General features: G+C 72.3%; 18 protein-coding genes (1 of these 18 running past the window's edge). 7 read left to right on the top strand and 11 right to left on the bottom strand.

From position 1 onward, the window contains the following. On the top strand, positions 1-1,585 hold the 3' portion of the coding sequence (ptsP, locus tag OG584_RS30220) for a phosphoenolpyruvate--protein phosphotransferase (RefSeq protein WP_405782577.1). Its footprint begins 86 nt before the window's first position; the window shows 1,585 of its 1,671 coding nt (coding positions 87-1,671); its start codon lies off the left edge, out of view; it ends in the stop codon at positions 1,583-1,585. A 78-nt stretch (positions 1,586-1,663) separates the two neighbouring features. On the opposite strand, the gene OG584_RS30215 is transcribed toward ptsP, so the two are convergent. Together OG584_RS30215 and OG584_RS30210 are read right to left on the bottom strand one after the other, a co-directional pair. After that, positions 1,664-2,548, bottom strand: coding sequence for a hypothetical protein (locus tag OG584_RS30215; protein WP_405782575.1), 885 nt, complete (start codon positions 2,546-2,548; stop codon positions 1,664-1,666). 22 nt (positions 2,549-2,570) lie between these two features. Beyond that, entirely contained in the window at positions 2,571-3,845 is a 1,275-nt protein-coding gene (locus tag OG584_RS30210; RefSeq protein ID WP_405782573.1) for an MFS transporter, read from the bottom strand. Between the two features lie 44 nt (positions 3,846-3,889). On the opposite strand from OG584_RS30210, the gene OG584_RS30205 reads away from it, so the two are divergent. Next, complete coding sequence (locus OG584_RS30205; protein ID WP_405782572.1) at positions 3,890-5,209, top strand: aminotransferase class I/II-fold pyridoxal phosphate-dependent enzyme; 1,320 nt, start codon at positions 3,890-3,892, stop codon at positions 5,207-5,209. 161 nt (positions 5,210-5,370) lie between these two features. Here OG584_RS30205 and OG584_RS30200 read toward each other — a convergent pair whose 3' ends face one another. Continuing rightward, entirely contained in the window at positions 5,371-7,344 is a 1,974-nt protein-coding gene (locus OG584_RS30200) for an acetoacetate--CoA ligase (RefSeq protein ID WP_405782570.1), read from the bottom strand. A 215-nt stretch (positions 7,345-7,559) separates the two neighbouring features. Between OG584_RS30200 and OG584_RS30195 the strand changes: the two genes are divergently transcribed. Beyond that, positions 7,560-9,914, top strand: a complete 2,355-nt coding sequence (locus tag OG584_RS30195) for a glycoside hydrolase family 31 protein (RefSeq protein WP_405782567.1) — start codon at positions 7,560-7,562, stop codon at positions 9,912-9,914. A gap of 6 nt (positions 9,915-9,920) precedes the next feature. Here OG584_RS30195 and OG584_RS30190 read toward each other — a convergent pair whose 3' ends face one another. Then, on the bottom strand, positions 9,921-10,442 hold the full coding sequence (locus OG584_RS30190) for an NUDIX domain-containing protein (protein ID WP_405782565.1): 522 nt from the start codon (positions 10,440-10,442) through the stop codon (positions 9,921-9,923). 62 nt (positions 10,443-10,504) lie between these two features. Here OG584_RS30190 and OG584_RS30185 point away from each other — a divergent pair, with 62 nt between their 5' ends. Both OG584_RS30185 and OG584_RS30180 read left to right on the top strand, forming a co-directional pair. Then, complete coding sequence (locus tag OG584_RS30185) at positions 10,505-11,311, top strand: M15 family metallopeptidase (RefSeq protein WP_405782563.1); 807 nt, start codon at positions 10,505-10,507, stop codon at positions 11,309-11,311. 180 nt (positions 11,312-11,491) lie between these two features. Further along, positions 11,492-11,839, top strand: coding sequence for an Mpo1-like protein (locus OG584_RS30180; RefSeq protein ID WP_405782561.1), 348 nt, complete (start codon positions 11,492-11,494; stop codon positions 11,837-11,839). 204 nt (positions 11,840-12,043) lie between these two features. Here OG584_RS30180 and OG584_RS30175 read toward each other — a convergent pair whose 3' ends face one another. The 4 genes from OG584_RS30175 to OG584_RS30160 are packed head-to-tail and all read right to left on the bottom strand — an operon-like array spanning position 12,044 to position 16,069. Then, entirely contained in the window at positions 12,044-12,649 is a 606-nt protein-coding gene (locus OG584_RS30175) for a GTP-binding protein (RefSeq protein ID WP_405782559.1), read from the bottom strand. Beyond that, positions 12,630-13,028, bottom strand: a complete 399-nt coding sequence (locus OG584_RS30170) for a DUF742 domain-containing protein (RefSeq protein WP_405782558.1) — start codon at positions 13,026-13,028, stop codon at positions 12,630-12,632. The genes OG584_RS30175 and OG584_RS30170 overlap by 20 nt, the downstream gene beginning before the upstream one ends. A 9-nt stretch (positions 13,029-13,037) precedes the next feature. Next, positions 13,038-13,475 carry a roadblock/LC7 domain-containing protein gene (locus OG584_RS30165; protein ID WP_405782556.1) on the bottom strand — a complete coding sequence of 146 codons (438 nt, stop codon included), beginning with the start codon at positions 13,473-13,475 and terminating at the stop codon, positions 13,038-13,040. Continuing rightward, positions 13,472-16,069: a nitrate- and nitrite sensing domain-containing protein gene (locus OG584_RS30160; protein WP_405782555.1), complete on the bottom strand. Its 2,598-nt coding sequence runs from the start codon at positions 16,067-16,069 to the stop codon at positions 13,472-13,474. Before OG584_RS30160 ends, OG584_RS30165 begins: the two co-directional genes overlap by 4 nt. Positions 16,070-16,445: 376 nt before the next feature. Here OG584_RS30160 and OG584_RS30155 point away from each other — a divergent pair, with 376 nt between their 5' ends. Then, positions 16,446-16,862 carry a hypothetical protein gene (locus OG584_RS30155; RefSeq protein ID WP_405782553.1) on the top strand — a complete coding sequence of 139 codons (417 nt, stop codon included), beginning with the start codon at positions 16,446-16,448 and terminating at the stop codon, positions 16,860-16,862. Positions 16,863-16,885: 23 nt separating this feature from the next. Here the strand turns inward: OG584_RS30155 and OG584_RS30150 are convergent, their stop codons facing one another. The 3 genes from OG584_RS30150 to OG584_RS30140 form a co-directional block, all read right to left on the bottom strand. Beyond that, positions 16,886-21,715: a hypothetical protein gene (locus OG584_RS30150; protein ID WP_405782551.1), complete on the bottom strand. Its 4,830-nt coding sequence runs from the start codon at positions 21,713-21,715 to the stop codon at positions 16,886-16,888. Positions 21,716-21,762: 47 nt separating this feature from the next. Beyond that, the gene (locus tag OG584_RS30145) at positions 21,763-22,659 is read right to left on the bottom strand and encodes a hypothetical protein (protein ID WP_405782549.1); all 897 of its coding nucleotides are present in this window, start codon (positions 22,657-22,659) and stop codon (positions 21,763-21,765) included. A 112-nt stretch (positions 22,660-22,771) separates the two neighbouring features. Next, positions 22,772-24,298 carry a hypothetical protein gene (locus OG584_RS30140; RefSeq protein WP_405782547.1) on the bottom strand — a complete coding sequence of 509 codons (1,527 nt, stop codon included), beginning with the start codon at positions 24,296-24,298 and terminating at the stop codon, positions 22,772-22,774. 193 nt (positions 24,299-24,491) lie between these two features. Here OG584_RS30140 and OG584_RS30135 point away from each other — a divergent pair, with 193 nt between their 5' ends. Beyond that, on the top strand, positions 24,492-25,280 hold the full coding sequence (locus OG584_RS30135; protein WP_405782545.1) for a LamB/YcsF family protein: 789 nt from the start codon (positions 24,492-24,494) through the stop codon (positions 25,278-25,280). Positions 25,281-25,291 lie beyond the last annotated feature (11 nt).

The raw sequence follows: 25,291 nt of genomic DNA, 5'->3' as shown, positions 1-25,291 counted from the left end.
GCCCGCCAAGCAGATCCCGGCGGAGGAGGCGGAGCGCGAGCAGGGGCGCGCACGTCAGGCTGTGGAAGCTGTGGCGGCAGACCTGACCGCGAGAGGCAATCTGGCGGGTGGCGAGGCACAGCACGTGCTTGAGGCCCAGGCCATGATGGCGCAGGACCCGGAACTCATGGCGGACGTCGACCGGCGTATCGCTGTGGGCAGTTCCGCCGAGCGCGGCGTGTACGACGCCTTCGCCTCGTACCGGGCTCTCCTTGCCGGCGCCGGGGAGTACCTGGCGGGCCGGGTGGCCGACCTGGACGATGTGCGGAACCGTATCGTCGCCCGGCTGCTGGGTGTCCCGATGCCGGGTGTCCCCGACAGCGAAGAGCCGTACGTACTGATCGCGCGGGATCTCGCCCCCGCCGACACGGCGCTGCTCGACCCCGCGCTGGTGCTCGGCTTCGTGACCGAGGAGGGCGGGCCCACCAGCCACAGCGCGATTCTGGCGCGGGCGCTCGGTGTGCCGGCCGTCGTGGCCCTGCCCGGCGCGGGAGAGCTGGCCGAGGGCACGATCGTCGCGGTCGACGGCAGTACAGGGGAGATCTTCGTCGCGCCGGACGACGAGAAGCGTGCGGAACTCGTGGCCTCCGCCGCGGCCCGCAAGGCGGCGCTGTCCGCCACGACCGGTCCCGGGGCCACGTCGGACGGACACAAGGTGCCCCTGCTTGCCAATATCGGTGGGCCGGGCGATGTGGCCGCCGCCCTGGAGGCCGGTGCCGAGGGCATCGGGCTCTTCCGCACCGAGTTCCTGTTCCTGGACGACTCGGCGAAGGCGCCGTCCGAGGCGAAGCAGGTCGAGGCGTACCGCTCGGTGCTGGAGGCGTTCCCGCAGAGCCGGGTGGTCGTGCGGGTGCTGGACGCGGGGGCGGACAAGCCGCTGGACTTCCTGACGCCGGCCGACGAGCCGAACCCGGCACTCGGTGTGCGCGGGCTGCGGTCGCTGCTCGACCACCCCGATGTGCTGCACACCCAGCTGACCGCGCTGGCCAGGGCCGCCGAAGGGCTGCCGGTGTATCTGGAGGTCATGGCGCCGATGGTGGCGGACCGGGCAGATGCCAGGGCCTTCGCCGACGCCTGCCGCGAGGCCGGTCTGCACGCGAAGTTCGGCGCGATGGTGGAGATCCCGTCCGCGGCTCTCCGTGCGCGGTCCGTCCTGCAGGAGGTCGAATTCCTCTCGCTGGGCACCAACGATCTGGCGCAGTACACCTTCGCGGCCGACCGGCAGGTCGGAGCGGTGTCACGGCTGCAGGACCCATGGCAGCCCGCACTGCTCGACCTGGTGGCACTGTCCGCGGATGCGGCGAAGGCCGAAGGCAAGAGCTGTGGTGTCTGCGGTGAGGCCGCCTCCGATCCGCTGCTCGCGTGTGTGCTCACCGGCCTCGGCGTGACCAGCCTGTCGATGGGCGCCGCCTCCCTTCCCTACGTACGCACGACGCTGGCCAAGCACACGCTCGCCCAGTGCGAGCGCGCGGCCTCGGCGGCGCGTGCCGCGGACTCCGCCGATGACGCACGCGTGGCCGCCCAAGCGGTGCTTTCGGGCGAGTAGCCCGGCCGTTCAGAAACCGGAGGCGCCCGTGGGGGCTCTCTGCCGTACTCGGCCGGGAGCCCCCACGTGCGTCAGCGGTCAGTGGTGGACATCGTCTTCGGGGACCACGAATCCGGCGCAGTACTCGACGCCCGGTTCGGGCGGTACGGGATCTCCGGTCTCGGCGTCCGTGCAGTAGGCGCTGAACACTTCGCCCGCGGTCAGAGGTGCCAGCCGGCCTCGCTGGAGCCGCCAGCCGCGGACCCTGTCGTCCTGCCCCGGCGCTGTGGTGCGGATAACGACTCCACCGGGACTCTCCATCGCCATACCGGCGGCGAGCACCGTCACGAAGGCCGCGCCCTCCGTGTGATCCAGGCGGGCTCGCAGGCCTTCGCCGCTCTCCGCGTGCAGCACTGCGAGGAGCGGCTCGTCGTCCGTGGGGATACTGCACACGAGGTGGTGGACGCCGGGCCCCGCGCCGTCCAGCAGCGTCTTCAGGGCGCGGGACCCCCTCTCGAAGGACGCCCTGCCGATGTCCTGACCGCAGTCGGCGCACTCCCCTGCCTCGGCGAGCACCATGGTCGCGTACTCCCGGGTGGCCCGGCACACCGCGGCGTTGATGAGAAGCGGGACCAGCCGGTCGATGGGCTGCCCGGTGTACGGGACGGTCGCCCCGCCCACGGCGATGGCCGCCGTGAAGCGCGTACGGCTCTCCGCCGAATCCGGGTCGATACCGGCCGCTGTGCAGAACTCCTCGTATTCCTCCGGGTCGAACAGGGCGACCGTCGTGTGCGCCTCCTCGGCTGTGAGGGCCAGCAACAGGCCCTCCACCTGCTGGAGATAGGTCCTGTGGTCGTCGAAGGTGAAGCTGCGGTAGCGCCGCATCGCCGCGAAGTCCTGCTCGTCGGCCAGCAGGCCGACGGTGCTCGGTGCTTCGCGGCGCAGTGCGTGCCGCATGGATCCGGTCCGGTGTGTCTGCGCCATGACTCCCCCTGAGCGCGATCGGTCAGTGCTCACTCACAGTAACCGCGGGGACTGACAGTGCCGTCCTGGGCAGCCGGTTGCGGACCAGACGGTTCTGGGCCGCACAGGTCACCACGACGCCGGCGCCGAGCAGGGGCCAGGCCACCGGGCCGGCGGCGATCACGGCGGTGACGAGCAGGGGGCCGCCGCTGCGCTGGGCGGACTGGGCGAGGCCGTGCACCCCGAGGTAGGCACCCTGCGCGTCATCGGCGGCGAGAGCGACGGAGAGTTCCCAGGAGGCCGTCGCGTGCAGCATCTCCGAGAGGGTCAGCGCTGCCGCCGCGACGAGCATCGCGGCCGTGGCGAACCAGGCGCCGCCCCGTGCCGACGCGGTCAGTGCGAGGCAGCCGATCACGAAGAACCCCGCGAGCGGCGCGAGGAGAGTGCGGGCCGACTGCGGTGTAGGGGCGAACCGGGTGAGCGGCACCTGACAGAAGACGACCATCACGCAGTTGAGGACCAGCAGCAGGGGAGCCAGTCCGTGCGGGGCCCCTGTGGCGTGGACGATCCAGAGCGGCATGCCGACCTGCAGCACGGCGTCGTCCAGGAAGAGCATCGTCTCGGTGGCGGTGAAGAGAAGGTATGTGCGGTCGCGCCAGGGGTTGGCCGGCGGGGCGGCCGGGGCGGGCTCCCCCGAACCTCTGACGAACCGGGTGGGAGCCTGCGGTTCGGCGCAGCGCAGGGTGAGGGCTGCGACTGCGGCGTACGAGAAGGCGTTGCCGATGAGCAGACCCTGATAGGCGTGACCCGTCCCGATGCTGAGAGTGACGGCTGCCGCGAGGCCGCCGACGGCCCATCCCGCGTTGGAGACCGTGCGCTGGATCGCCTGGTAGCGGATGCGGTCCGGCCCGCCGATCCGGGCCGAGCAGAGCTTGGTGAGGACGTTGGACCCGCGGTCGCCGAGGCTGCCGACGGCCGAGTAGACGAGCATCAGCGTGAAGCTGTGGGTGGTGAGCAGTGCGAGCAGTGCGAGCGCCTGCTGCACCTGGGTCGCGGCCAGCACGCGGGTGATGGGGAACCGGTCGGCGAGATGGCCGGCGAGTGGTGCGCCCGCGATGCCGGCCGCCCCCGAAATACCCATGAGGACGCCGACCTCGGCGACGGGGAGGCCCGCGACGAGAGTGAAGTAGAGCGCGGCTGCGCCCATCCAGAGCCCGGTGCCCACCTTGTTGATGAGGGCGATCCAGAGCATGCGGCGGCCGTCCTCGCCGCCCGGGATGCGTTCGTACAGTGCGGCTCGGCGTCGGCTCGGACTCACTGGCCCCCCTTGACAGAATTATGTATTGATACATACTTGTCTACGTGGCAACACAATATGGGATCAGCGGTACGACGGCCAGGGAGATTTCGACTTCGGTCGAACAGGGCGTTTCCGAGGGCCGCCTGGACCCGGGGGCCGCCCTCCCCCCGGTACGCAGGCTCGCCGAGGAGCTGGGCGTCAGTCCCGGCACGGTCGCGACGGCCTACCGGGAGCTGCGGCAGCGCGGCATCGTGATCACTCGCGGGCGGGGCGGCACCGTGGTGGCGCAGGCCCCGGCCGTGGGGTCGAGGCGCCCCCCGAAGGTGCCGCCCGGGTTGCGTGACCTGGCGGGCGGCTTTCCGGACCCGGCGCTGCTTCCCGTACTGCTGCCGCCCCGGCGGGTGGACCCCGTCAAGGGCTCGCACCGCGGTTCGCCCCGGCTGCGAGGGCTCGAGGAACTGTCGCGGGAGTGGTTCGCGCGGGACGGGGTGCCGCACGACCGGGTGACGTTCTCGCACGGTGCGCTCGACTGCATGTCCCGGCTGCTGTCGACCGAGCTGAAGCCCGGTGACACGGTCGCTGTGGAGGACCCGGGATTCCACCATCTCCTCGATCTCGTACCGGCGTTGGGGCTGCGCATGGCCCCGGTGGCGGTGGACGACGAGGGGATCCGCCCGGACGCCCTGCGGACCGTGCTGCGGGCCGGCGCGCGCGCCGTCGTGTGCAGTCCGCGGGGGCAGAGTCCGCTCGGCGCCTGCTTCTCGGCGCGGCGCCGGGCGGCGCTCCTCGATGTGCTGGCCGGGTTTCCCGCAGTGCTGGTCGTGGAGGACGATCACAATGCCGATGTCGCCGGCGCCGCGTCGTTCTCGCTGGCTTCGGGTGGCCTGCCCCGCTGGGCGCAGGTGCGCACCGTCTCCAAGCACCTGGGGATCGATCTGCGCTGGGCGGCGGTGGCCTGTGACGCGACGACGCTGGCCCGCCACGACGGCCGGATGCTGCTGACCTCGGGCTGGGTCAGCCATCTGCTGCAGGAGACGGTCGCGCGGGCCATGTCCGATCAGCGGGTGCGGACACTGGTGGCGGGGGCCGGCCGGACGTACACGGAGCGCAGGGACGGTCTTGTCGCACGGCTCGGGGAGTACGGGATCGCCGCACACGGAGCGAGCGGGCTCAATGTCTGGGTTCCGGTGCGGGACGAGTCGGCGGTGGTCAACGGCCTGCGGTCGCGGGGCTGGTGGATCGCGGCCGGGGCACGCTTCCGGATCGCCGCTCCCCCGGCCGTACGGATCACGACGGCCGCCCTCACCGGGTCCGACGCCGACCGGCTGGCCTCGGACTTCGCGGATGTGCTGGGCGAGTCCGAGGCCACGTACGGGGGTTAGGGGTCCTCGCGCTGTGCCCGCCCTGGTCGCGCCCGGCGGGCGACGACACGATTTCGCGGACACGGCCCAGGGCCTCCCGCTCCGTCCGGATCACGCGGGTGCGCCGCGCGGTCCGGACGGGACCGGACGTGCGCGGCGGTCCGGCCGGGGAAGGCCGTCAGTCAGCGTCGGTCGCGGGCGAGTTGCTCGTAGAAGCCGAGCAGACCGAGATTGTCGACCGATCCGGGGTTGACCGCCCTGTCGAGCGCCGCGCCCTGGAGCAGGCGCTTGACAGGGACCTCGATGCGCTTGCCGGTGAGCGTGTGCGGGACCCCGGGTACTTCGATGATGTCGTCGGGCACATGGCGCGGGGAGAGCTGCTCACGGATCGTCTGCTTGATGCGCAGACGGAGTGCGTCGTCGAGGGTGGCACCGGGGGCGAGGTGGACGAACAGCGGCATCCAGTACCCCCCTTCGGGCTCCTCGACCCCGATGACCAGGGACTCACGGATCTCGGGGAGCCGCTCGACCGCTTCGTAGATGTCGGCGGATCCCATCCGGACGCCCTGCCGGTTGAGGGTGGAGTCCGAACGTCCGTGGATGATCACGGAGCCGCGGGTGGTGATCGTGATCCAGTCGCCGTGCCGCCAGACCCCCGGGTAGGTCTCGAAGTAACTTCCGGCGTAGCGGCTGCCGTCGGGGTCGTTCCAGAATCGGATCGGCATGGACGGCATGGGGTTGGTGACGACGAGCTCGCCGACCTCGTCGATGAGCGGTCTGCCCTCGGGGTCCCACGCCTGGAGGTCGGTGCCCAGGCATGCCGCCTGGAGTTCGCCGATGTGGACCGGGAGGGTGGGTACGGCGCCGGCGAAGCAGCTGCAGACGTCCGTACCGCCGCTGACCGAGGCGATCCAGACGTCGTCGCCCGCCGTCTCGTGGAGCCAGCGGAATCCGTCGGGCGGGAGCGGGGAGCCGGTCGTGGCGACGCACTTGACGCGGGAGAGGTCGTGGTCACGGGCCGGGTGGATGCCGGCCTTGCGGCAGGCCATGACGTAGGCGGCCGACGTCCCGAAGAGGGTGGCGCCGGTGCGCTCCGCGATGCGCCACTGCGCGTCGGTGGCGGGGAAGCCGGGGCTGCCGTCGTAGAGGACAATCGTCGTGCCGGTGAGCAGGCCGGACACGAGGAAGTTCCACATCATCCAGCCGGTGGACGTGTACCAGAAGAAGCGGTCCCCGGGGCCGAGGTCGCAGTGCAGGCCGAGCTGTTTGAAGTGCTCGATCAGGATGCCGCCCTGGGACTGCACGATGGCCTTGGGGAGTCCGGTGGTCCCCGAGGAGTAGAGCACCCAGAGCGGGTGGTCGAAGGGCACCGGCTCGAATACGGGCTCCGCTTCGCCCGATGTGACGTCCGCCCAGTCGAGTGCGCCGTCCGGCGCACGGGTTCCGAGCAGCGGGATGTGGACGACGGCGCGCAGCGTGGGCAGTTCGGCCCGGAGCTCGGCGACGGTGTCGCGCCGGTCGTGCGACTTGCCCCCGTAGCGGTAGCCGTCGACGGCGAACATGACGACGGGTTCGACCTGCTGGAAGCGGTCGAGGACGCTGCGTGCGCCGAAGTCGGGGGCGCTGGACGTCCAGACCGCACCGACCGCAGCGGTGGCGAGCAGGGCGGTGACGGCCTGCGGGATGTTCGGCAGGTAGCCGCTGACGCGGTCGCCGGGACGTACCCCGAGCGAACGCAGTTCGGCCGCGAGGGCGCCCACCTGACGGCGCAGTTCGGACCAGCTGACGGGCTGCGGTTCCTGGCTCTCGTCGACGTGGAGCAGGGCGGCCTCGTGTGCGCGGGCCGGGTCGGTGGCGGTCCGCAGGGCGTGTTCCGCGTAGTTGACGGTGGCTCCGGGGAACCACTGGGCGCCGGGCATGGACCGGTCGGTGATCACGCTGTCGTACGGGGCCGTGAAGCGGATGTCGAACCACTCGGCGACGGCCTGCCAGAAGGTCGCGAGCTCATCCACCGACCAGCGGTGCAGTGCTGCGTACCCGCCATCGGCCGGGGCTCCGTGCCGCTCCGCGGCCCAGGCCTGGAAGCGGGTGATCCTGGCACCGTCGATCCGTTCCTGGCTGGGCTCCCAGAGGGGTGCGGTGTGCGGTGCGTTCATGGGGCGGCTCCCGGGCTGTACGCGTGGTGTGCGTGTGGGCGCGCACGTGCGAGGGGTGTGCGCGTGACACGGCTGGCAGCGACGATGCCATGTGATCGTCCCGCACACCAGGGCGGGCCGCCCGGCGTCGCCATGGTGAATATCTGGTCAAGCGATGGTTGAACAGCCGCTGAACAGCTCTCGCGTCCGGCGGCCGGGGTGGCAGTGTGGCCGGCATGGACGGTCGCGACCTGGTTCGCTCGGTGAAGGCGTTCGGTTCTGCCCGGGGGCGGCTGGCCCTGCGCGTCGCCCTGCGCAGACGGCGCACGGACGCCGCGCAGCAGGTGCCGCGCGGACCGGAGCGGGCTCGGGTGCCCGGTGTGATGACGGGTGTGGAGCACCGTCCTGGCGGCGGTGTGCTCCGGTTCGCCCGCTCGGAGCTGCTGGTACGGGTCGCCGTGGGCGGGGCTGTCTTCTGGGGCTGGGACGGCGCGGAGCCGACGCCCTCGTACGCGCTGGCGGACGGCTGCCCCGACGCGGACCCGCGCGCGGTCCTGGAGCCGGACAAGGACGGCGGGTGGCGGGTCGTCTCGGAGCGGGTGACGGTCAGGGTGTCACGGCACGGGTCCGTCGAGATCCTGACCCCGGGCGGGCTGCGGATCCGCCGGGAGCTGCCGCCCCGCTGGTGGGAGCCCGTGTCCGGCGGTGCGGCGCGGTGGGTACAGCGGGCTGAAGTCCCCTCCGACGCCCGGTTCTTCGGGCTCGGCGGACGGGCGTCGGGGCCCCGGCTGCGCGACGGCACGTACCGGCTGTGGAACACCGATCCCCGCGGCGGCTTCGGCCCCGGCGACGACCCGCTGTACATCACGATGCCGGTGCAGCTCGTGGTGGCCGACTCCGGGACTCATCTCGCCTTCTACGACAACACCCGCGATGGGCTGGTGGTGCTGGCCGAGGGCGACGAGGGCGCGGGTTCCGGGCATGACAGACACGGGTCGAGCCGGGTCGGGATGGACGGCGGTCCGCTGCGCTGCTGGGTGGTGGCGGGCACTCCCGCACGGGTCCTGCTGGGGTGGACGGCGCTGACCGGGCGGCCCGCGCTCCCGCCGTCCTGGGCCCTTGGACCGCAGCACGCGAGGTGGGGTTTCGGCAGTGCGCGGGAGGTCCGCAGGGTCGTCGCCGGCTACCGGGAGCACGGGCTGCCCCTGACAGCGCTGCATCTGGACATCGACCACTACGACCGGCACCAGGTCTTCACTGTCGACCGCGAGCGGTTCCCCGGTCTTCCCGGTCTCGCCGAAGAGCTCCGGCGGGGCGGAGTGCGACTGGTGTCGATCGTCGACCCGGCGGTGAAGGCCGAGCCCGGCAACCGGGTGTACGAGGCCGGGCTGGCCGCGGACGTCTTCGTCCGGGACGCCCGGGGCGGTACGGCCCGGGGTCTCGTGTGGCCGGGCGAGTGCGTCTACCCGGACTTCACGGCGCCCCGCGCGCGTGCCTGGTGGGGCGGCTTGTACGAGGAGCGGCTCGCTCAGGGCTTCGCCGGCTTCTGGCACGACATGAACGAGCCCGCCTCCATCGTCCCGTTCGGGGATCCGACACTGCCGCTGTCGTCCCGGCACGATCTGGAGGGCCGTGGAGGCGATCACCGGGAGGCCCACAACGTCTACGGTCTGGGGATGGCGCGGGCCGGTTACGAGGGGCTGCGCACCCTGCTCCCCGGTGAGCGGCCCTTTCTGTTCTCACGGTCCGGATGGGCGGGGATGCAGCGGTACGGCGGGGCCTGGTCGGGCGATGTGACGACGGGATGGCCGGGGCTGCGTGCCTCGCTGTCGCTGGTACTGGGCCTTGGGCTGTGCGGGGTGCCGTACTCGGGACCCGACGTGGGCGGTTTCGACGGCAGTCCGTCGCCGGAGCTGTATCTCCGCTGGCTCCAGCTGGCGGCCTTCCTGCCGCTGCTGCGCACCCATTCGGCGATCAGTGCCGGGCGCAGGGAGCCGTGGGAGTTCGGTGCGGAGACGCTGGAGCACGCGAGGGGGGCGCTGCTGGAGCGGCAGCGGCTGCACCCGTACTTCGTGACGCTGGCCCATCTGTCCCGGCTGACCGGAGCCCCCTATGTGCGGCCGGTGTGGTGGAGTTCGCCGGGCGACCGCGCGCTGCGGGACTGCGAGGACGCCTTCCTGCTCGGGGACGGCCTGCTGGTGGCGCCGGTCCTCGGCCCCGGCACGGACCGGCGTACGGTCCGGTTGCCGCGGGGGCGCTGGTACGACACGGCGACGGGGGTGGCACACGAAGGCCCGGGGCAGGTCGTGCTGGATGCGCCCATCGGCCGTGTGCCGGTGCTGGCGCGGGCGGGTTCGGTGATTCCGGTACGGGGGGACGACGGCGGTCTCGAACTGGAGGTCTGGGCTCCCGCCGCCGGGCGTACGGGGGGCGGGGTGCTCGTCCGGGACACCGGTGACGGGTGGGAGGAACCGGAGGTCGAGCGTTACACCACGGCGCTGGAGGACGGGCGGGTGGTGGTCGGGCGCGTGGTGGCGGACGGTTCGGTCGAGCCGGGGTGCCCGGTGCGGGTGCGGGGGGCCGGGGTGTAGCGGGCTTCAGCTGTACCGTCCGGCGAACCAGTTGCGTACGGCCACGGTGTGCAGCGGAAAGCAGAGTTCCGTCGCGGCCCGCAGGATGTGCCGGCCCGCGGTCTCACTGGTGGGCGCGGAGGGCGGGAGACCGGCCGCGTCGCGTTCCGGGAGCAGCCCGAAGAGCAGCAGATGGCCGTCGGGCGAGCTGAGCGCGTCGGCCAGGCGTACATCCTGCCGGCGGGCGTCGATCCCCGTCTCCTCCCGCAGCTCGCGCACCACAGCATGCTGCCAGGCCTCGGTGCCGTCGATGAAGCCGCCGGGCAGGGCGATCCCGCCGGACTGCGGCTCGATGGTCCGGGTGATGACGACGAGTCCGGTGCCCTCCGTGTCCCGTACAGGCAGCAGGGCCACGGCGACGGGCAGCGGGTTGCGGTAGGCCGTGGCGCCGCAGGACGGGCAGGTGCGGGGCCATCCGGCGGTGCCGAACAGGGCTCCGCAGCTCGAACAGTGGGAATCCCTGACAGGCTCGTCCAAAGGCTCGTTCATGAGCGCGGACTGTAGCCGATCGTGCTTCCCCTCCGGGCCGTTCCCTGATAGATGGAATGCCCATGACACGACTGACCACTGCCGCACGGTCCCTCGCCCTGGCCACTGCCGCCCTGCTCGCCTTCGCCGCCGCCACCCCTGCCGGGGCACAGCAGGAGCCCCGGGCGCCGCGGGACTTCGTCGCGCTGCGCTCCGTGGACCCGACGATCATCCAGGAGATGCGGTACCCGTACGAGCACAACTTCACCGGCGGGCCGGTCGACGGCTACGACCAGCCGCTGTGCGTCCTGACCCGCCCTGCCGCCCGAGCTCTGCACCGGGCCCAGACGAAACTGCTGCGCCAGGGGTACTCGCTCAAGGTCTACGACTGCTACCGGCCACAGCGCGCCGTCGACAATTTCGTGCGCTGGGCCGACGATCCGCAGGCGCTGGCGATGAAGGCGGAGTTCTATCCGCGGGTCGACAAGTCACGGCTCTTCACCGACGGTTACATCGCGGAGAAGTCCGGCCACAGCCGCGGCAGCACCATGGACCTCACCCTGGTGAAGCTGCCGGCGCTGCCGACCCGCCCCTATCACCCGGGCCAGCCACTGGCCCCCTGCTACGCGCCGAAGGCGCAGCGCTTCCCGGACAACTCCATCGACATGGGAACCGGGTTCGACTGCTTCGACACCCTCGCCCACACCGACGACCCGCGGATCGAAGGCGTCCAGCGCACGAACCGCGACTTCCTGCGGAGCTCCCTGACCGCCGTCGGCTTCGTCAATCTCCCCGAGGAGTGGTGGCACTTCACCTACCAGCCGGAGGTGTTCCCGGACAGGTACTTCGACTTCCCCGTCGCGTGGCGATCGGTGGCCGGACACCACTGACGGCCGCGGCACCGGGCACCGGCGGCGGCACGGCGGGGCAACGGCCGGGACCACCCCCGTAGGCTCCGGCCGTTGCCCCACTCCCACTCGGACGCCGGCCGGCGACGGGCGGTTCTCCTGAGGGAGCAGCCAGTCTCCCCCCATCTTCCGCGGCGGATCGCAGGGGCCTACGGTCTCCCCATGACGCAGCCGACATGTGATTCGTACGAGGAGTTCTGGCCCTACTACGTCGCGATGCACTCCCGCGCCGCGACCCGGTGGGTGCATCTGACCGGCACGCTCACCGGGCTCGCGGTGACCGCCTACGGGCTGGCGCGCGGCCGGAAGCGGTATGCGGCCGCGCTGCCGCTCATCGGGTACGGGACCGCCTGGCCCGCGCACTTCCTCATCGAGAAGAACAATCCGGCCTCCTTCGGCCACCCGGTCTGGTCGCTCCGCGGCGACGTGCGGATGATCCGGACGATGCTGGCGGGCCGCGACCATGAACTGGCCGCTACCGCCGCCAAGTGGCTCGCGGAGAACGGCTGACCCGCGACGCAACCCTGACGCAATCGTCAGATCGCTGATGCCGGGCGGGGCTTAGACGCGTACCCGCGCACCTGTGGGTGGCCGGATGGTTCACCGCGGGCGACGGGACGGCGGCGGGGCCCGTACCGCGCTCACGGGTCGTCGGTGCCCGCCGTCGGCTGACAGGACGGGAGCCGTACGGGCGCCGCCGGTGCCCCGCCGGGCTCAGGTGATGGCGTGCACACGGGCTCCGGACGCGAGGTCCATGGCGTGCTCCACGACGGCCACCAGTACGTCCTTGACCGAATTCCGGTCCCGCGCATCACACATCATGACCGGCACGTCGGGGTCCAGGTCGAGCGCGGACCGCACATCGTCGCCCGGATAACGGGCGGCACCCTCGAAGCAGTTGACGGCTAAGGTGAACGGGATGGAACGCCGCTCGAAGTAGTCGACAGCGGCGAAGCAGTCCTCCAGGCGGCGGGTGTCGGCGAGAACGACCGCGCCCAGCGCGCCCTGCGCCAACTCGTCCCAGAGGAACCAGAAGCGGTCCTGGCCAGGTGTACCGAAGAGGTAGAGGACGAGGTCCTCCTTGAGGGTGATGCGGCCGAAGTCCATGGCGACCGTGGTGGTGGTCTTCTGCTCCACGCCGTCGGTGGAGTCCACCGGCCTGCCCACCTCGCTCAGGGTCTCCTCGGTCCGCAGCGGCCTGATCTCGCTGACCGCGCCCACCAGAGTGGTCTTGCCCACGCCGAAGCCGCCCGCCACCAGGATCTTGAGGGTCACCGGTTCGACGAACTGCTTGGTGCGGCTAGAGCGCCCGAAGGCCATTGATTACCTCGCGAAGAATGCTGACGTCCGGCAGTTCCGCCGGAGGTACGGGCTGGGTCACACGGACGAGTTCGTCGTCGACGAGGTCACCGACCAGGACGCGTACCACGCCCACGGGCAGGTCGAAGTCGGCTGCGAGCTCGGCGATGGACTGCGGTGCGCTGCTGCACCGTTCGACGATGTCGACATGCTCGGGCGAGAGCGTCTGGTCCCGGCCGGGATCGTCAGCGGCCGGCTCGGGGACGACCAGCGCGATCAGGTCGAGACGGTGGCCGCCGTCGGCGCCGGTACGGCCGCGCGTCATGGCGTACGGACGGACCGCGGGTCCCGCGTCGTCCTCGAACCAGTGGTGCGCCGGTGGCCGGCCCGCGTCGCTCATGGCGTCCCCTCACCCGCCCGCGGTGAGCCCGCTCCGCGGGGCCGTCGCGAGGTGGGCACCGACCCGCTTCACCATCAGTGTCATCTCGTACGCCACCAGGCCGACATCGGAGTCGGCGTCGGAGAGCACCGCCAGGCAGCTGCCGTCACCGGCGGCCGTGATGAAGAGGAAGGCATCGTCCAGTTCCACGACGGTCTGGCGGACCTTGCCCGCGTCGAAGTGGCGTCCGACTCCCTTGGCCAGACTGTGGAAACCGGAGGCGACGGCTGCCAGGTGTTCGCCGTCCTCACGGGTCAGATCCTTCGATGTGCCGGTGGCCAGGCCGTCTCCCGAGAGGACCAGCGCCTTGCGGATGCTGCCCACCCGGTCGACGAGCTCGTCGAGGAGCCAGTTGAGCTCGCCGGGGCCCCCTGCGGAGTTGTGTGCTGCTGCGTTCGGTACGGTCATCGACCGGTCCCCTCCGATGTGGTTCCTCGTGCTGTGCCGGCCGGCCCGGTGCTGCCGGCTGCGGCTGATTCTGCCGAATCCTGCGCGGAGTTCTCTCGGCGGCCCCGCTGCCAGCCCCGCTGAAGCGATGCCATCCGGCTGCGTACTTCGTCCGCGTCGCGTTCCTCGTCGTCCACCACGGCGGGCTCCGCGTCGGACGCGGGCGTGCCCCGCAGCTGCGGGGCCAGGTTCGCCTGGCGCACCCGGCGGGGCAGCCCGCCGGGGCCCGGCGCCGCGGGGCCGGTCCTCGGCGGTGCGGGCACGTCGACCCTCCGTCCGTGGTCGGAGACCAGTGTCGGCACTCCGGGCTTGCGCCGCCGGGGCAGTCCGACCGGGCCGGTGGGCCGGGTGGCGCTCTGAGGGGCACCACCCTCGTCAGGTGTCTGCTGGTGCTGGTCGGGCGCCGGGGCCACCGCCCGGTTGCGGAAGATCCCGCCCGGCACGCTGTCCTCGTCGGCCAGGTCCCCCGTATCGTCGGCCGCGAACGGCTCTACGGGGGGCTCCAGTTCGACCGGGCCGTCGATCACGGACACGGGTGCGCGGCCGGGGGCGGGCACCGGCACCAGCCCGGCGCGCGCGCCGGACCGGTGAGCGGGCCGCCGGTCGGAGCGGAATCCGGTGCCGTCGGTGTCGGGCACTGGGTCCGCGCCGTCGGTTTCCGGTGCGTCGGTGAGCAGCGCCACCGGGATGAAGATCACGGCGGTGGTGCCGCCGTACGGCGAGGGCTGGAGCGACACCCGGACGTTCTGCCGCTGCGCGAGCCTGCTCACCACGAACAGACCGAGCCGGTCGGTGTCCGACAGCTCGAACTCGGGGGTCTCGGCGAGGCGGAGATTCGCGTCGAGCAGCGCGTCCGGCGCGATGCCGAGTCCGCGGTCGTGGATCTCCAGGGTGAAGCCGTTGGCGACGCGCTCCCCCAGCACCTGCACGGCCGTGTGCGGGGGTGAGAACACCGTCGCGTTCTCCAGGAGTTCGGCGATGAGGTGGGTGAGGTCGGCGACAGCGGGGCCGCCGACCCCGATCCTCGGCAGCCGTCGCACCTCGATCCGCTCGTAGTCCTCGACCTCGGCGACCGCCGCCCGTACGACGTCCATCAGCTGGACCGGCTTGCGCCACTGCCGGGACGGGGAGGCGCCGGAGAGGATCACCAGGCCCTCGGCGTGCCGGCGCATACGGGTGGTGAGGTGGTCGAGCCTGAAGAGGTCGGCGAGTTCCTCGGTGTCCTCCGTGCGGCGCTCCATGCTGTCGAGCAGCGTGAGCTGGCGGTGCAGCAGGACCTGGTTGCGCCGGGCGAGGTTCACGAAGACATCGGATACCCCGCGGCGCAGGTCGGCCTGGCGCACGGCTGCTTCGACTGCGGCCCGCTGGACGGTGTTGAGGGCGAGGCCGACCTGCCCGACCTCGTCCTTCGCGTACTCCAGACGCGGGGCCTCGGTCTCGATGTCGACCTGCTCGCCTGCGGCGAGACGGCGCATCACACTGGGCAGCCGTACCCCTGAGACCTCGTGGGCCTCCTTGCGCAGCCGGCTCAGGTCGCGGACCAGCTCCCGCCCGATGCGCACGGACACCACCAGCGATACGAGCAGCCCGCCGATTCCGAGCAGCGCGGCGATCCCGGCCTTGGCGACGACGCGGACAGTGGCCGGCTTGACCCGGTCCTGGAAGTCCTTGCGGGCATCGGCATCGAGGGCGTCGAGGTGGCTGAGCGTCCGGCCCGCGTCCGTGGTCCAGCGGGACGCGGAGCCCGTGATGGTGGAGCTGCCCGGATTCTTGCTGATCGCGGTGGATTCCGCGGTGCGTACGGGGATCGTCGCGGGGCCGCTCCAGTAGGAGCTGAACGTGTCGCCCTGCTGCTGCGGCAGCGAGGGCAGACTGACCGTGTAGTACATCTTGCGGGCGGTGACGAGGTCGGAGATGTCACGCAGGTCCCGGGGGTCCAGCCGCCCCGAGGTGAGAGCGGAACCGAGGAGCGCGTCCTCGCGCGAGAGGGCCTCGCGGGCCCGGTCGGCGCCGACGAGGCCGCGCGCCTCCTTGTCGAGGGCGGTGTTCTGCAGGGTGGGCAGGTCGCCGAGGAAGTCGAGCACCTGATCGCAGAGCCGGTTGTACTGGTCGTAGGCCTCGCGGCGGGTCACCTCGTGGTCACCGGCGTTGTGGCGCAGCGAGCCCAGTTGGGCGAACCCGTCCATGACGGTCCGCAGCCGCCGCCCGGAGTCCGCGCCCAGCGCGGAGCGCGTGTCGCCGCTGTCCGTGTCGTGGCGCAGCTGTGCAACGGCCGCGTCGGTTCTCGCCCGTTGGGTGCGCAGTGCGGACTGGGTGTCCGAGGCTCCCGGATCCACCAACTGACGCAGCGTCAGAGACCGCTCCTGCTCGACCTCCTCGAGGGAGTCGACGAGCGGAGCCGCCACATCGCTGTAGACAGTTCCCGCGCGCATCAGTTGCAGCGCGTCCCGCCCGGTGAGATAGACGGCGAACGTCCAGATCACCGTCAACGCGACAAGTGGGACCAGCAACAGCGCCACGATCTTCCTGCGGATGGACTTCCCGCGAAAGCGCATGGCCTCCCCCAGCTCAACCCCGCCCGGCGGGGGTGGTGTTCCGTCAACAAACGGCGTGAGCCTACTACTGCCGCACGGGCAACTCGAAGAAACGTCCGGACTATTTTCAGCCGCTCACATGGGAGTTGATCACGTCATGTCCCAGTATCCCAGCAGATCGTCTTCCCTGATCCGATCAGATAACCCTGGCAGGACGGCACTTACCGCCCCTTCGCAGATGGCTGGATTTCTATGGGCGGCGGGAATCTTTACAGGGAGTTGTTCGTCCTGGAGTACGAGGGGCGCACCACGGGCGGGGACGCTTGAACCGCCGCAAGCCGGGCACCGTTCTGGAGTCGGGCAGCGCCGAGGCGTGAAGGTCGAGGGTGAAAAGGGCATGACCATCGAAGAGGGCAGGCCCCCCGTGCGGCCACTGTGGGTCGAAGACCCCGTCGGACGGCGCCGGCTGCCGGATCCGGTGCGCGGAAGCGCCGTACGCGCGGTGCTCATCGTGTCCGTGACCCTGATCGAGGCGATGACGGCCTTCCTCTCGACCGTGACGGGATCGTGGCTGGCCTTCCCCATGGTGCTGAGCAGCGTGGCGAGCACGGTCGTCGCGACCTGGGCGGTACTGGATGTCTGGATCACCCGGCAGGTGTGGAACCAGCGCCACGGAGTGACCTCCGTACCCAGCAGCACGGCTCGCGGACTGCGCAAGGAGCGACGCTCGGCGCGGCGTTCGGCCCGGCGTCAGGAGCGGGACGCCGAGCGAATACAGACGAAACACGCCAGCAGGCTGTCGCCCCAGTCCTGAACCCTTCCCGCGGGATCCGGGCGTCAGGGCCGCGGTCGGCCGGCTGTCTCTGTCCGGGCTGTCTCCGCACGAGCTGTCTCCGCACGGGCGCCTGTCACCTGGGCCCGTTTGAACATGCGGGTCGCCGTGATCTCCCCGTGAACCTGCTCCCCTCCGGGATCCTGCTGCGGGAGTCCCGGCCGCAGATGCTCCTCCACACTGATGTACTTCAGCCCCGCCCGGAGGTCGGCGTCATTGCGCAACCTGATGACCAGGGGGAATTCGGCGAGCGCCGTGGTGTCGAACAGCCCGGTCGTGTAGAGCAGCTGAACGCCGAGCGCGTCGGAGACCGCGCGCTGGAGCTCCAGCAGGTACGTGGCGTTCGCCCGGCCGATCGGATTGTCGAGGAAGAGCGTGCCCGCGTGCCGGTGCCTGTCGCGGCCCCGGTCGTTGCTGCGCAGGGCGGCCATCGTGCAGTAGAGGGCGATGGCCGCGGTGAGGAGCTGTCCGCCGGAGAAGACGTCTCCCATCTGGCCGACGGGGACCCGTTCGGCACGGAGTACCGCATCCGGCTTGAGGATCTCGACGGCCACCCCCTTCGGTTCGAGCGCCGCGTGGACAGCGCGCAGCAGCAGTGACATGCCGTCCCGGCGCAGATCGGAATTCTTCTTCAGCGCCGCCCGGGTCGCCTCGTCGACGACCTCGCCGAGCCTTTCGGCGAGGGTGGCCTGGTCGGGCTCGTCGAAACGGATCCTCAGGAACTCCTGGCCCGACCACTCCCCCAGCCCTTCGGGCAGCTGGGAGAGTCGCTGGGCGGAGCGGAGCGTGGTGAGCGCGGACTCCACCAGGCCGCGCAGCCGGTCGACGATCGAATCGCGGTTGCGCTCCAGCTGTTCCAGCTCGTCGGTGAGCACGCGGAGCCTGGGGGCGAAGGCCGCCGCCCATTTCCCAGCGTGTTCGGGCAGGGCGGCGGCGGGCAGTTCACGGATCTGCTGGCGTGCCGGGGTGCGTACCTGCTCGTAACGGGTGGAGTTGGCGTGCCGCACGAGGACGTCGCTCGCCTCGCGTACGGCCGACTCCGCCGCCGACAGGTCGCCTGCGCAGGCGCGCAGTGAGCGACGGGCCTCGGCTGCCGACTCTCGGGCCTCCTGCCGGCTGCCGGGATACGGCTCGGGGGTCGCGGGTTCGGTGCCCTCGTCGTCCTGGTGCGGGTCGCGGAGCAGGTCACGCAGGAGGGCCGCCGATTCGTCGAAGCCTCCTGCCGCCTCCTCCGATGCCCGGTGGGCCCTGAGGAGCTCGGCGTGGGCGGCGCGCGAGGTGTCCAGTACGTCGCTGCGGGAGCCCAGTTCGGTGGTGGCGGTGCGCAGCAGGGTCTGGGCGGCCTCCGCGTCGGCGGGGACCAGCTCGCCGGGCAGCTCCGTGTGGGCGTCCGCGCCGTCGTCGGGCGCGAGCCGCTCGGCCTCGCCGCGCAGCCGGCCGAGCTGTTCGCTGGCCGCCGACGCCCGGGTCTCCAGCATCTGGACGAGCGACTCCGCACGGGCCGCGGCCGCCTGCCGGGAGGGACCGTCGGCGCCGTCGGTGGATTCGAGCAGCTGGGAGGCGCGGGTGCGGACCTTGTTGGAGAGCCGGTCGAGCTCGGCGCGGGCCGCGCTCTCGTCGCTCTCGGCCCTGGCCTGTTCGGCCCGGAGGTCGGCGCCGACGCCTACCTTCTCGTACAGCTGGGACGCGGCACGGTAGGCCTCACGCAGGGCCGGCAGGGCTGCGCGCCGCGCACCCGCTTCCGGTTCGGGCAGGTCCTCGGGCACTCCTGCGATCTCGGCCCGCTCGGCGCGCAGCGCACGGGCGGTACGGCGCGCGTCGTCGGCGGCCCGCTGGGCGGCCCTGCGGTCCTCGTCGGCAGCCCTGGCCCGCTCCAGAAAGGTCGCCGCCCGGGATTCCGACTCCGCTGCCTCGTCGCCCAGTTCGCGCAGGGTGACCTGCCAGCCGGCCCGTTCACGGAGCCGGAAGGCGAGCCCGGAGAGCGCGTCGGCGACTCGTCGGGCACGCTGTGCGGCGTCCTGGCGTTCATCGCGCACCCGTGCGGCGTCGGCTGCTGACTCGTCCGCCTCGGCCCTGGCCGTTCGCGCTTCCTCAAGTGCGGCTGTCGCCGTCCCGGCCGCCTCGTTGGCGCCGCTCGCGGCCGCTTCGAGTTCGGCGAGCCTGCCGGACGGGCAGGCGGCGCGCCAGGAACCGAGCCGGGCGGCCAGCGTGCGGTCGCCGCCCAGCCGGGCGGCGAGCCTGCGGATCTCGTCGTCGCGCTCACCCGCGCGGGAGCGCAGTGCGTGCCGCTCCTCGTCCGCGGCGTGTTCGTCGTGCATGGCCGGGTTCGGCGGTACGAGGAACACATCGCCCGCTTCGGTGCCGGACGGGCCCGGCACCGGCGCCAGGAGCGCGGCAGCGGTACCGACGGCGACCGCCGAGCGCGGCAGCAGGGCGGCGCCGGTGAGTACGGAGCGGGCCCGGCTGTGGGCGGCCGGGTCGGTGATCACCACACCGTCGACCAGCTCGGGGCGGGCGGCCAGCACCGCGGCGTGGTCGGCCGGGTCCACGGCCTGGGCGAGGTAGCGCCAGCCGGGAAGAGCGGGGATGCCGTGTTCGCCGAGGAACTCGACGGTGGCCAGCACATCGGGCCCCGGAGGCAGCAGCCCGCCGTCGCCGAGTGCGCCGAGGATCCGGGAGTCGGCCGCGGCGGCGGTACGCAGTTCGAAGAGCTGCCGCTCGGCCGACGCGACGCCGCTGTCGAGCAGGTCCTGGAGCTCTTCCGCGTTGCGGTCCAGTTCGGCCGCGGTGAGGGGGCCGCGTGTCAGGGTGTGCGCCTGGCCACCGGACTCGTGGGCGGCGGCGTCCTGCGGTCCGCCGGCTCCGGCGCCCGCTGTCTGCGCCTGCGCCTCGTCGGCCGTGCCCGCGGTGACGGCGCCCCGGGGCCGGCCGGCTGCCGGGTCCGTCGTGCCGTTGCGCGGCTGTGGCAGTCCCGCAATGGCGGGCGGCACCGAAGGCAGGCTGAGCAACTCGGCCAGACGGTTCTCCGCCGCGATGGATTCGGCGGTGCGCAACTCCGCCTCGTACGCGTGCTCTGCTGCCCGTGCGGCGTCCGCGGCACGGGCAGCGGCGAGGTCGGCCCTGCTCTCCCCCGAAGCGGCCTCCTTGGCCTCGTCCGCCGTGGTACGCGCCCGGTCGCGGGCTGTGTCCCAGGCGGCGACCGCTGCCTGCTCCGCATCGCTGGCCGCCAGCGCCGCGCGCGCCGGATCCGCGTCGGGCTCCGTGTCGTCCAGCCAGCCCGCCCGGACGGCCTCGGAGGTCTCCTGACCGACCTCGGTGAGGCGTTGGCGCAGGTGCCCGGCCTCACTGCGGGCGCGCTGCGCCTCGGTCGCCGCGGCGGTGGCGTCCCGGTGCGCGGCCTCGCCCGCAGTCTGGAGGACGGCCGCCCGCTCCTCCTCCTCGTTGGCGAGCCGTTCGCCGCTCTCGGCTGCCGCGTGCAGTGCGCGTACCAGGTCGGCCGCCGCGGTGGCCCTGGCGGCCAGAGCGGGAGCGGCGTCCCGTTCCGCCTCCCGGATGGCCACCGCGACGCGCGCGGAACGGTCGGCCGCCGCGCGGTGGCGCAGCACCGCCTCGGCCGCCTGCCACGCCGAGTGGAACGTACGGGCGTCGGCCAGTTCCCTGCGCTGCGCCGCGGCGGACTTCTCGGTGGCGGTGAGCGCGAGCGAGGCATGCCGGTAGGCCAGTTCGGCGGCGATCAGCGCGCTGCGGCCACGGGCCTCTTCGGCCTGTGTGACGGTGTGCGCCGCGGCCGTGACCTGCTGGGCGAGGTCGGAGGCGCGGCCCCGCTCGTCGGCGGCGCGGGCGGAGAGCCTCCGGGCGAGGGTGCGCGTACGTCGCTCGGCGCCCGCGTGGACGTCCCTGGACCGCGAGCGCGCCTCCGTGGCTTCGACGATGCGGCCGAGCAGGTCGACCGAGCCCGCCGTGAAGTCCCGCTCGGCGGTGAGTTCGGCGCGGCGGCCGAGCTTGCTGCCGAAACTGCCGACGAGGTCGGCCAGGCCGTCCGTGTCGCGGGTGTCGGTGACGGCCCGCAGCAGCAGATCGGTGAAGTCGGAGTCCTTCTTGACCGCGAAGAGGCCGGCCGCCTCGCCCTCGTCGGCGTTCATCTCGCGCTGGTAGCGGAAGAGTTCCGGGTCGAGACCGAGGTCGCCGAGGTGTTCGTTCCAGCGGTCGTGGATCTCCTCCCACTGAACGTCCAGGTGGGGGTAGAACTTGCCTGCATCCGTGAGCGCGTCGCGGAAGCCCTTCATGGTGCGGCGCCTGCCCCGCGCGCCGGAGACGCCTTCCACGGGCGGCCGTACGGTGGTGGCTTCGGCGACCGGGAGGGAGTCGAGGCTCAGACCGGGGCCGGGCCTGAAGGAGTACCAGGCCTCGGCGAACTTCCGCGGGTCGTTGGAGACCTGCCGGCCCCGCCACTCGCTGGCCTTGCCGACCACGACGAGCTCACCGGTGAGGGTGTGCTGCCACTCCAGGGCCACGTGACCGCAGTCGTCGGCGAGCAGGAACTTGCGCAGGACGCCGGAGCTCGCGCCGCCGAGCGTGTTGCGGTGGCCGGGCAGCATCACCGAGAAGATGAGCTTCAGCAGGACCGACTTGCCGCCGCCGTTCTCCAGGAAGAGGACACCCGCGGGCGCGGGTCGGCGCGGCGGACCGACCGGCTCGTCCTCGAAGAACTCCGCCTGGGCCGGGGCCGGGTTGGGCACAGGGGCGCCCACTCCCCGCAGGTCCAGCACGGTGTCGGCGTATCGCGCACCGGCAGGCCCGATGGAGTAGAGGCGGACCCGGGACAGCTCGTACATGGCGGGGGCTCTCGTCGTTGTGGTGCGGGATCTGGCTCATGGGCTGATCAGGAGTGGAACGGCAGTCCTGCGTCGGCGGTCAGTTCGAGGTCGTCCGCCCCGGACGGCGGCACCAGCGTGGCCGTCCCGTCGGACACCGCAACGATGCCCAGGTCGAGCAGCTCGGCCATGGCCGCGCTGCCCGCCATGTCGCGGACCTGGAGCTGGTAGCGCGCGGTGGTGCGGTACGCGCCTCCGGCGTCGTCCCCGGTGCGCTGCAGGAATCCCGACTCGGTGAGGAAGGCGACGGCCTTGGCGACGATCCCGGTGGTGGAGCCGGCCAGCCGCCTGGCGTCCTTGGTGGCCCCGGTGGAGCTGCGTCTGGCGTAGATCCGCCAGGCCGCTTCCAGTCCGGGAGCTTCGGTGGCCGGATCACTGTTCTCGCCCTGCTCCTCGGCGCGCTCCTCGATGCGGCGGCAGGCCTGGCGGACGAACGCGTCGACACCGTTGACCGTGATCCGGCCGATGTAACCGTCGTCGGCGAGGTCTTCGGGGCGGGGAAAGGACATGGCGGCAACAGCCAGGTGCGCCAGGCCGTGCAGGAAGCGGTCGGCCGAATCGGCGGCGGCGCGGCGCGCGTAGTCGCCCATGCGCACGGCGAAGACCGAGTCGTCCCCCGCGGCGACCGCCATGCCGGCCCGGGTGGACACCTCAAGGACGACCAGGCCGAGCCCGGTGGCGACCGCGTCGGCGAGCCGGGCGAAGGCGGGTGCCTCGCGGTACCGGCGCAGCAGCTCCGCGTACTCGGCGTCACGGGCGGGCAGCAGTTTGGGCTGGAGCCCGAAGGCGACGAGCCGCGCCGCGTCCGCTGCGTCGGCCGGCGTCACCCCGGGGGCGGCCGGCGGGGCGGCGGCGGCCTGGTCGGGCTCGCTCCACGCGGTGCGCTCGGCGTGGGTCTCGCTCACGGCTGCTGCTCCTCGGTCGGTGTCGTACGGTGCTGCTTGCCGGCTCCTGGTCCGGGGCCCCCGGATCTCCGGGCCCTGTGGCGCCGGCCGGGCGGGGCGTCCTGCCGGAGGCTCATACCGCCTCCGTCCGGCCCGCGGCCATTCTCGCGGTGTCCAGCAGGGCCGTCCCCACGATGAGATCCGCGCCGCCGAACTCCGGGTCGTCCAGACCGGTGCCGTCGTCCACGGCGAAGAGCAGGCGCTCCTCGCCCTGCCGGTACGCGGTACCGACCGGCGGACTCGCCGCGTGGATGGCCAGCAGGGCGACCAGATAGGGCAGTTCGGGATCGCGCCGCCGCGCGTCGGCCAGCAGGCCGGAGAGGCGGCGCGGGGCGTCGTGCTCCAGGTCGAGCAGCTCCATGGCTTGCGCCAGCTGCGCCTCGCTGAACCGGCTGTCGTCCGGTGTCGCGATGAGGTCGGGCTCGGGCATCTCCGCGCCCAGGTGCTCCCGTTCGGCCGGCGGGGTCAGCAGAATGTCGACCAGGTCACCGACCCGCACGGACACGGGCGTACGCAGTCCGGCGCCCCGGGCGAAGAACGCGTCGGTGACCCGGATGGCCTGCTCCAGCGGCAGCGGCAGCACCGGCGCGACCAGCTGCCCGTACAGGTCGAGTCCGGAGCTCGCCGTCGGCGCCGCGAAGGCCTGGCGGTCCTGCTCGGCCCGGAAGAGCGGGCCCGCCTCCAGCAGCCGGGACTGGAGCTGGGTGTGACGGCGGATGCAGTCCTTGACGATGTCGACGAGCTCCGCCGCACGGCGTTTGTGCTCGGGCTCCTCCGTCTCGTCCCTTGCCTTGCGGATGTTGGTCAGGATCGCGTTCTCATGGCGGTAGCGGTCGGCCACGTGGTCGAGGGCTTCGTCGATCATGTCGGGCACGGCCCTGAGCCAGTCGACCGCGCGGACGTTGCGCCGGGTCGCCTCCAGGGTCCTGCGCAGCGTCTCCGCGTACTGCACGGTCCGGTATCTGGCCTGCTCCGCGGCGAGCTGCGCGTCGGCGAGCCGGCCCCGGCTGATGAGCACCTCCAGCTTCACCTCGGCCGCGATCTGCGCACTGGTGACATCGGTATCGAGCGCGCCCACCAGGACGTTGACCGCTTCGTCGGTGGTACGCAGATAGACCGTGCCGCCGTGCCCGGGGACTTCTTCGACCAGCTTGAAGTCGTAGTCACGGCGGACGTACTCACCGTCGGGGCCGAAAGTGCCGTAGACCGCACGGAACCCGCGGTCCACGCTGCCGACGTTGATCAGGTTCTCCAGCACCCAGCGGGCGACCCGCTCGTGCTCGTCCGCCGGGCGCCGGGGGGCCTGGGCCGCGACACGCGGCAGGAGTCTGGCCACTATCTGGTCGTGGTCGGCCCCGGTGTCGAAGTCCATGTTGAGCGTGATCAGATCGATCGCGGCGAGTGCCACCTCCGCCATGGCATAGACCGTGTACTCGCCGGCCAGATTGGCCTTGCGGACATCGAGGTCGTGCAGCGGGGCCGTGCACGCGAGCGCGCGCAGCCGACGCGCCAGCCCTTCGTCGGCGGCCGGACCCGGTGCGGGCCGCGGCCCCGCGCTGAGCTGGGGCGGAACGAATTCCGTCGGGGCAGGCGAAGTCACGCTGCACAGATTAGGTCCTCGCACTGACAACGGTCGAAACGGCGCGGATGGGACGCCTGTCCACCGGGCCCGCCCGGCCTCCGGCGGCTAGGCTTCGGACGCCCCCGCACCTACCGGACTCTCCCCGCATCAGCCCCGGTTCCACCCCGGACGGGCGCCGGGGAGTCCGCCGTCCCGCTCCCGGAGGGACCGTATGACGACGACCGCCCCGACCGCTGCCGCTCCGGCCGTGACCGACCTCAACGCCGACCTCGGTGAGGGGTTCGGACGCTGGACGCTCACCGACGACGAAGCGCTGCTCTCCGTCGTCACCAGTGCCAATGTCGCCTGCGGCTTCCACGCGGGCGACCCGTCGACCATGCGCCGGGTCTGTGAGCAGGCCGCCGAGCGTGGCGTACGGATCGGCGCCCAGGTCTCATACCGGGACCTGGCGGGCTTCGGCCGGCGGGCCATGGACGTTCCCGCCGCTGAGCTGACCGACGAAGTCGCCTATCAGATCGGCGCGTTGGAGATCTTCGCTCGGGCCGCCGGCTCCCGGGTGTCGTACGTCAAACCGCACGGCGCGCTCTACAACCGCGCCGTCCACGACGAGGAGCAGGCGGCCGCGGTCGTCGAAGGCGTACGGCTCGCCGGCGGCGGGCTGCCGGTGCTCGGGCTGCCGGGCTCCCGGCTCCTCACGGCGGCCGCCGACGCGGGACTGCCCGCGGTGCCGGAGGCCTTCGCCGATCGCGCGTACACCGCGCGGGCCACACTCGTTCCGCGCACCCTTCCCGACGCGGTGGTGCACGACCCTGACGCGGTGGTCGCCCGCGCGCTGGCCATGGTGCGCGACCGCTCGGTCACCGCGGTGAGCGGTGAGCGCGTCGGCGTCGACGCGCGGTCCCTCTGTCTGCACGGCGACACCCCGGGGGCCGCCGGGCTCGCGCTGCGGGTACGCCGTGAACTGCTCGCCGCCGGCGTGGTCCTGGAGCCGTTCGCATGAGCACACGAGCA

The sequence above is a fragment of the Streptomyces sp. NBC_00859 genome (assembly GCF_045161865.1).
GTDB lineage: Bacteria > Actinomycetota > Actinomycetes > Streptomycetales > Streptomycetaceae > Streptomyces.
This window is presented reverse-complemented; position numbering and strand designations above follow the sequence as displayed.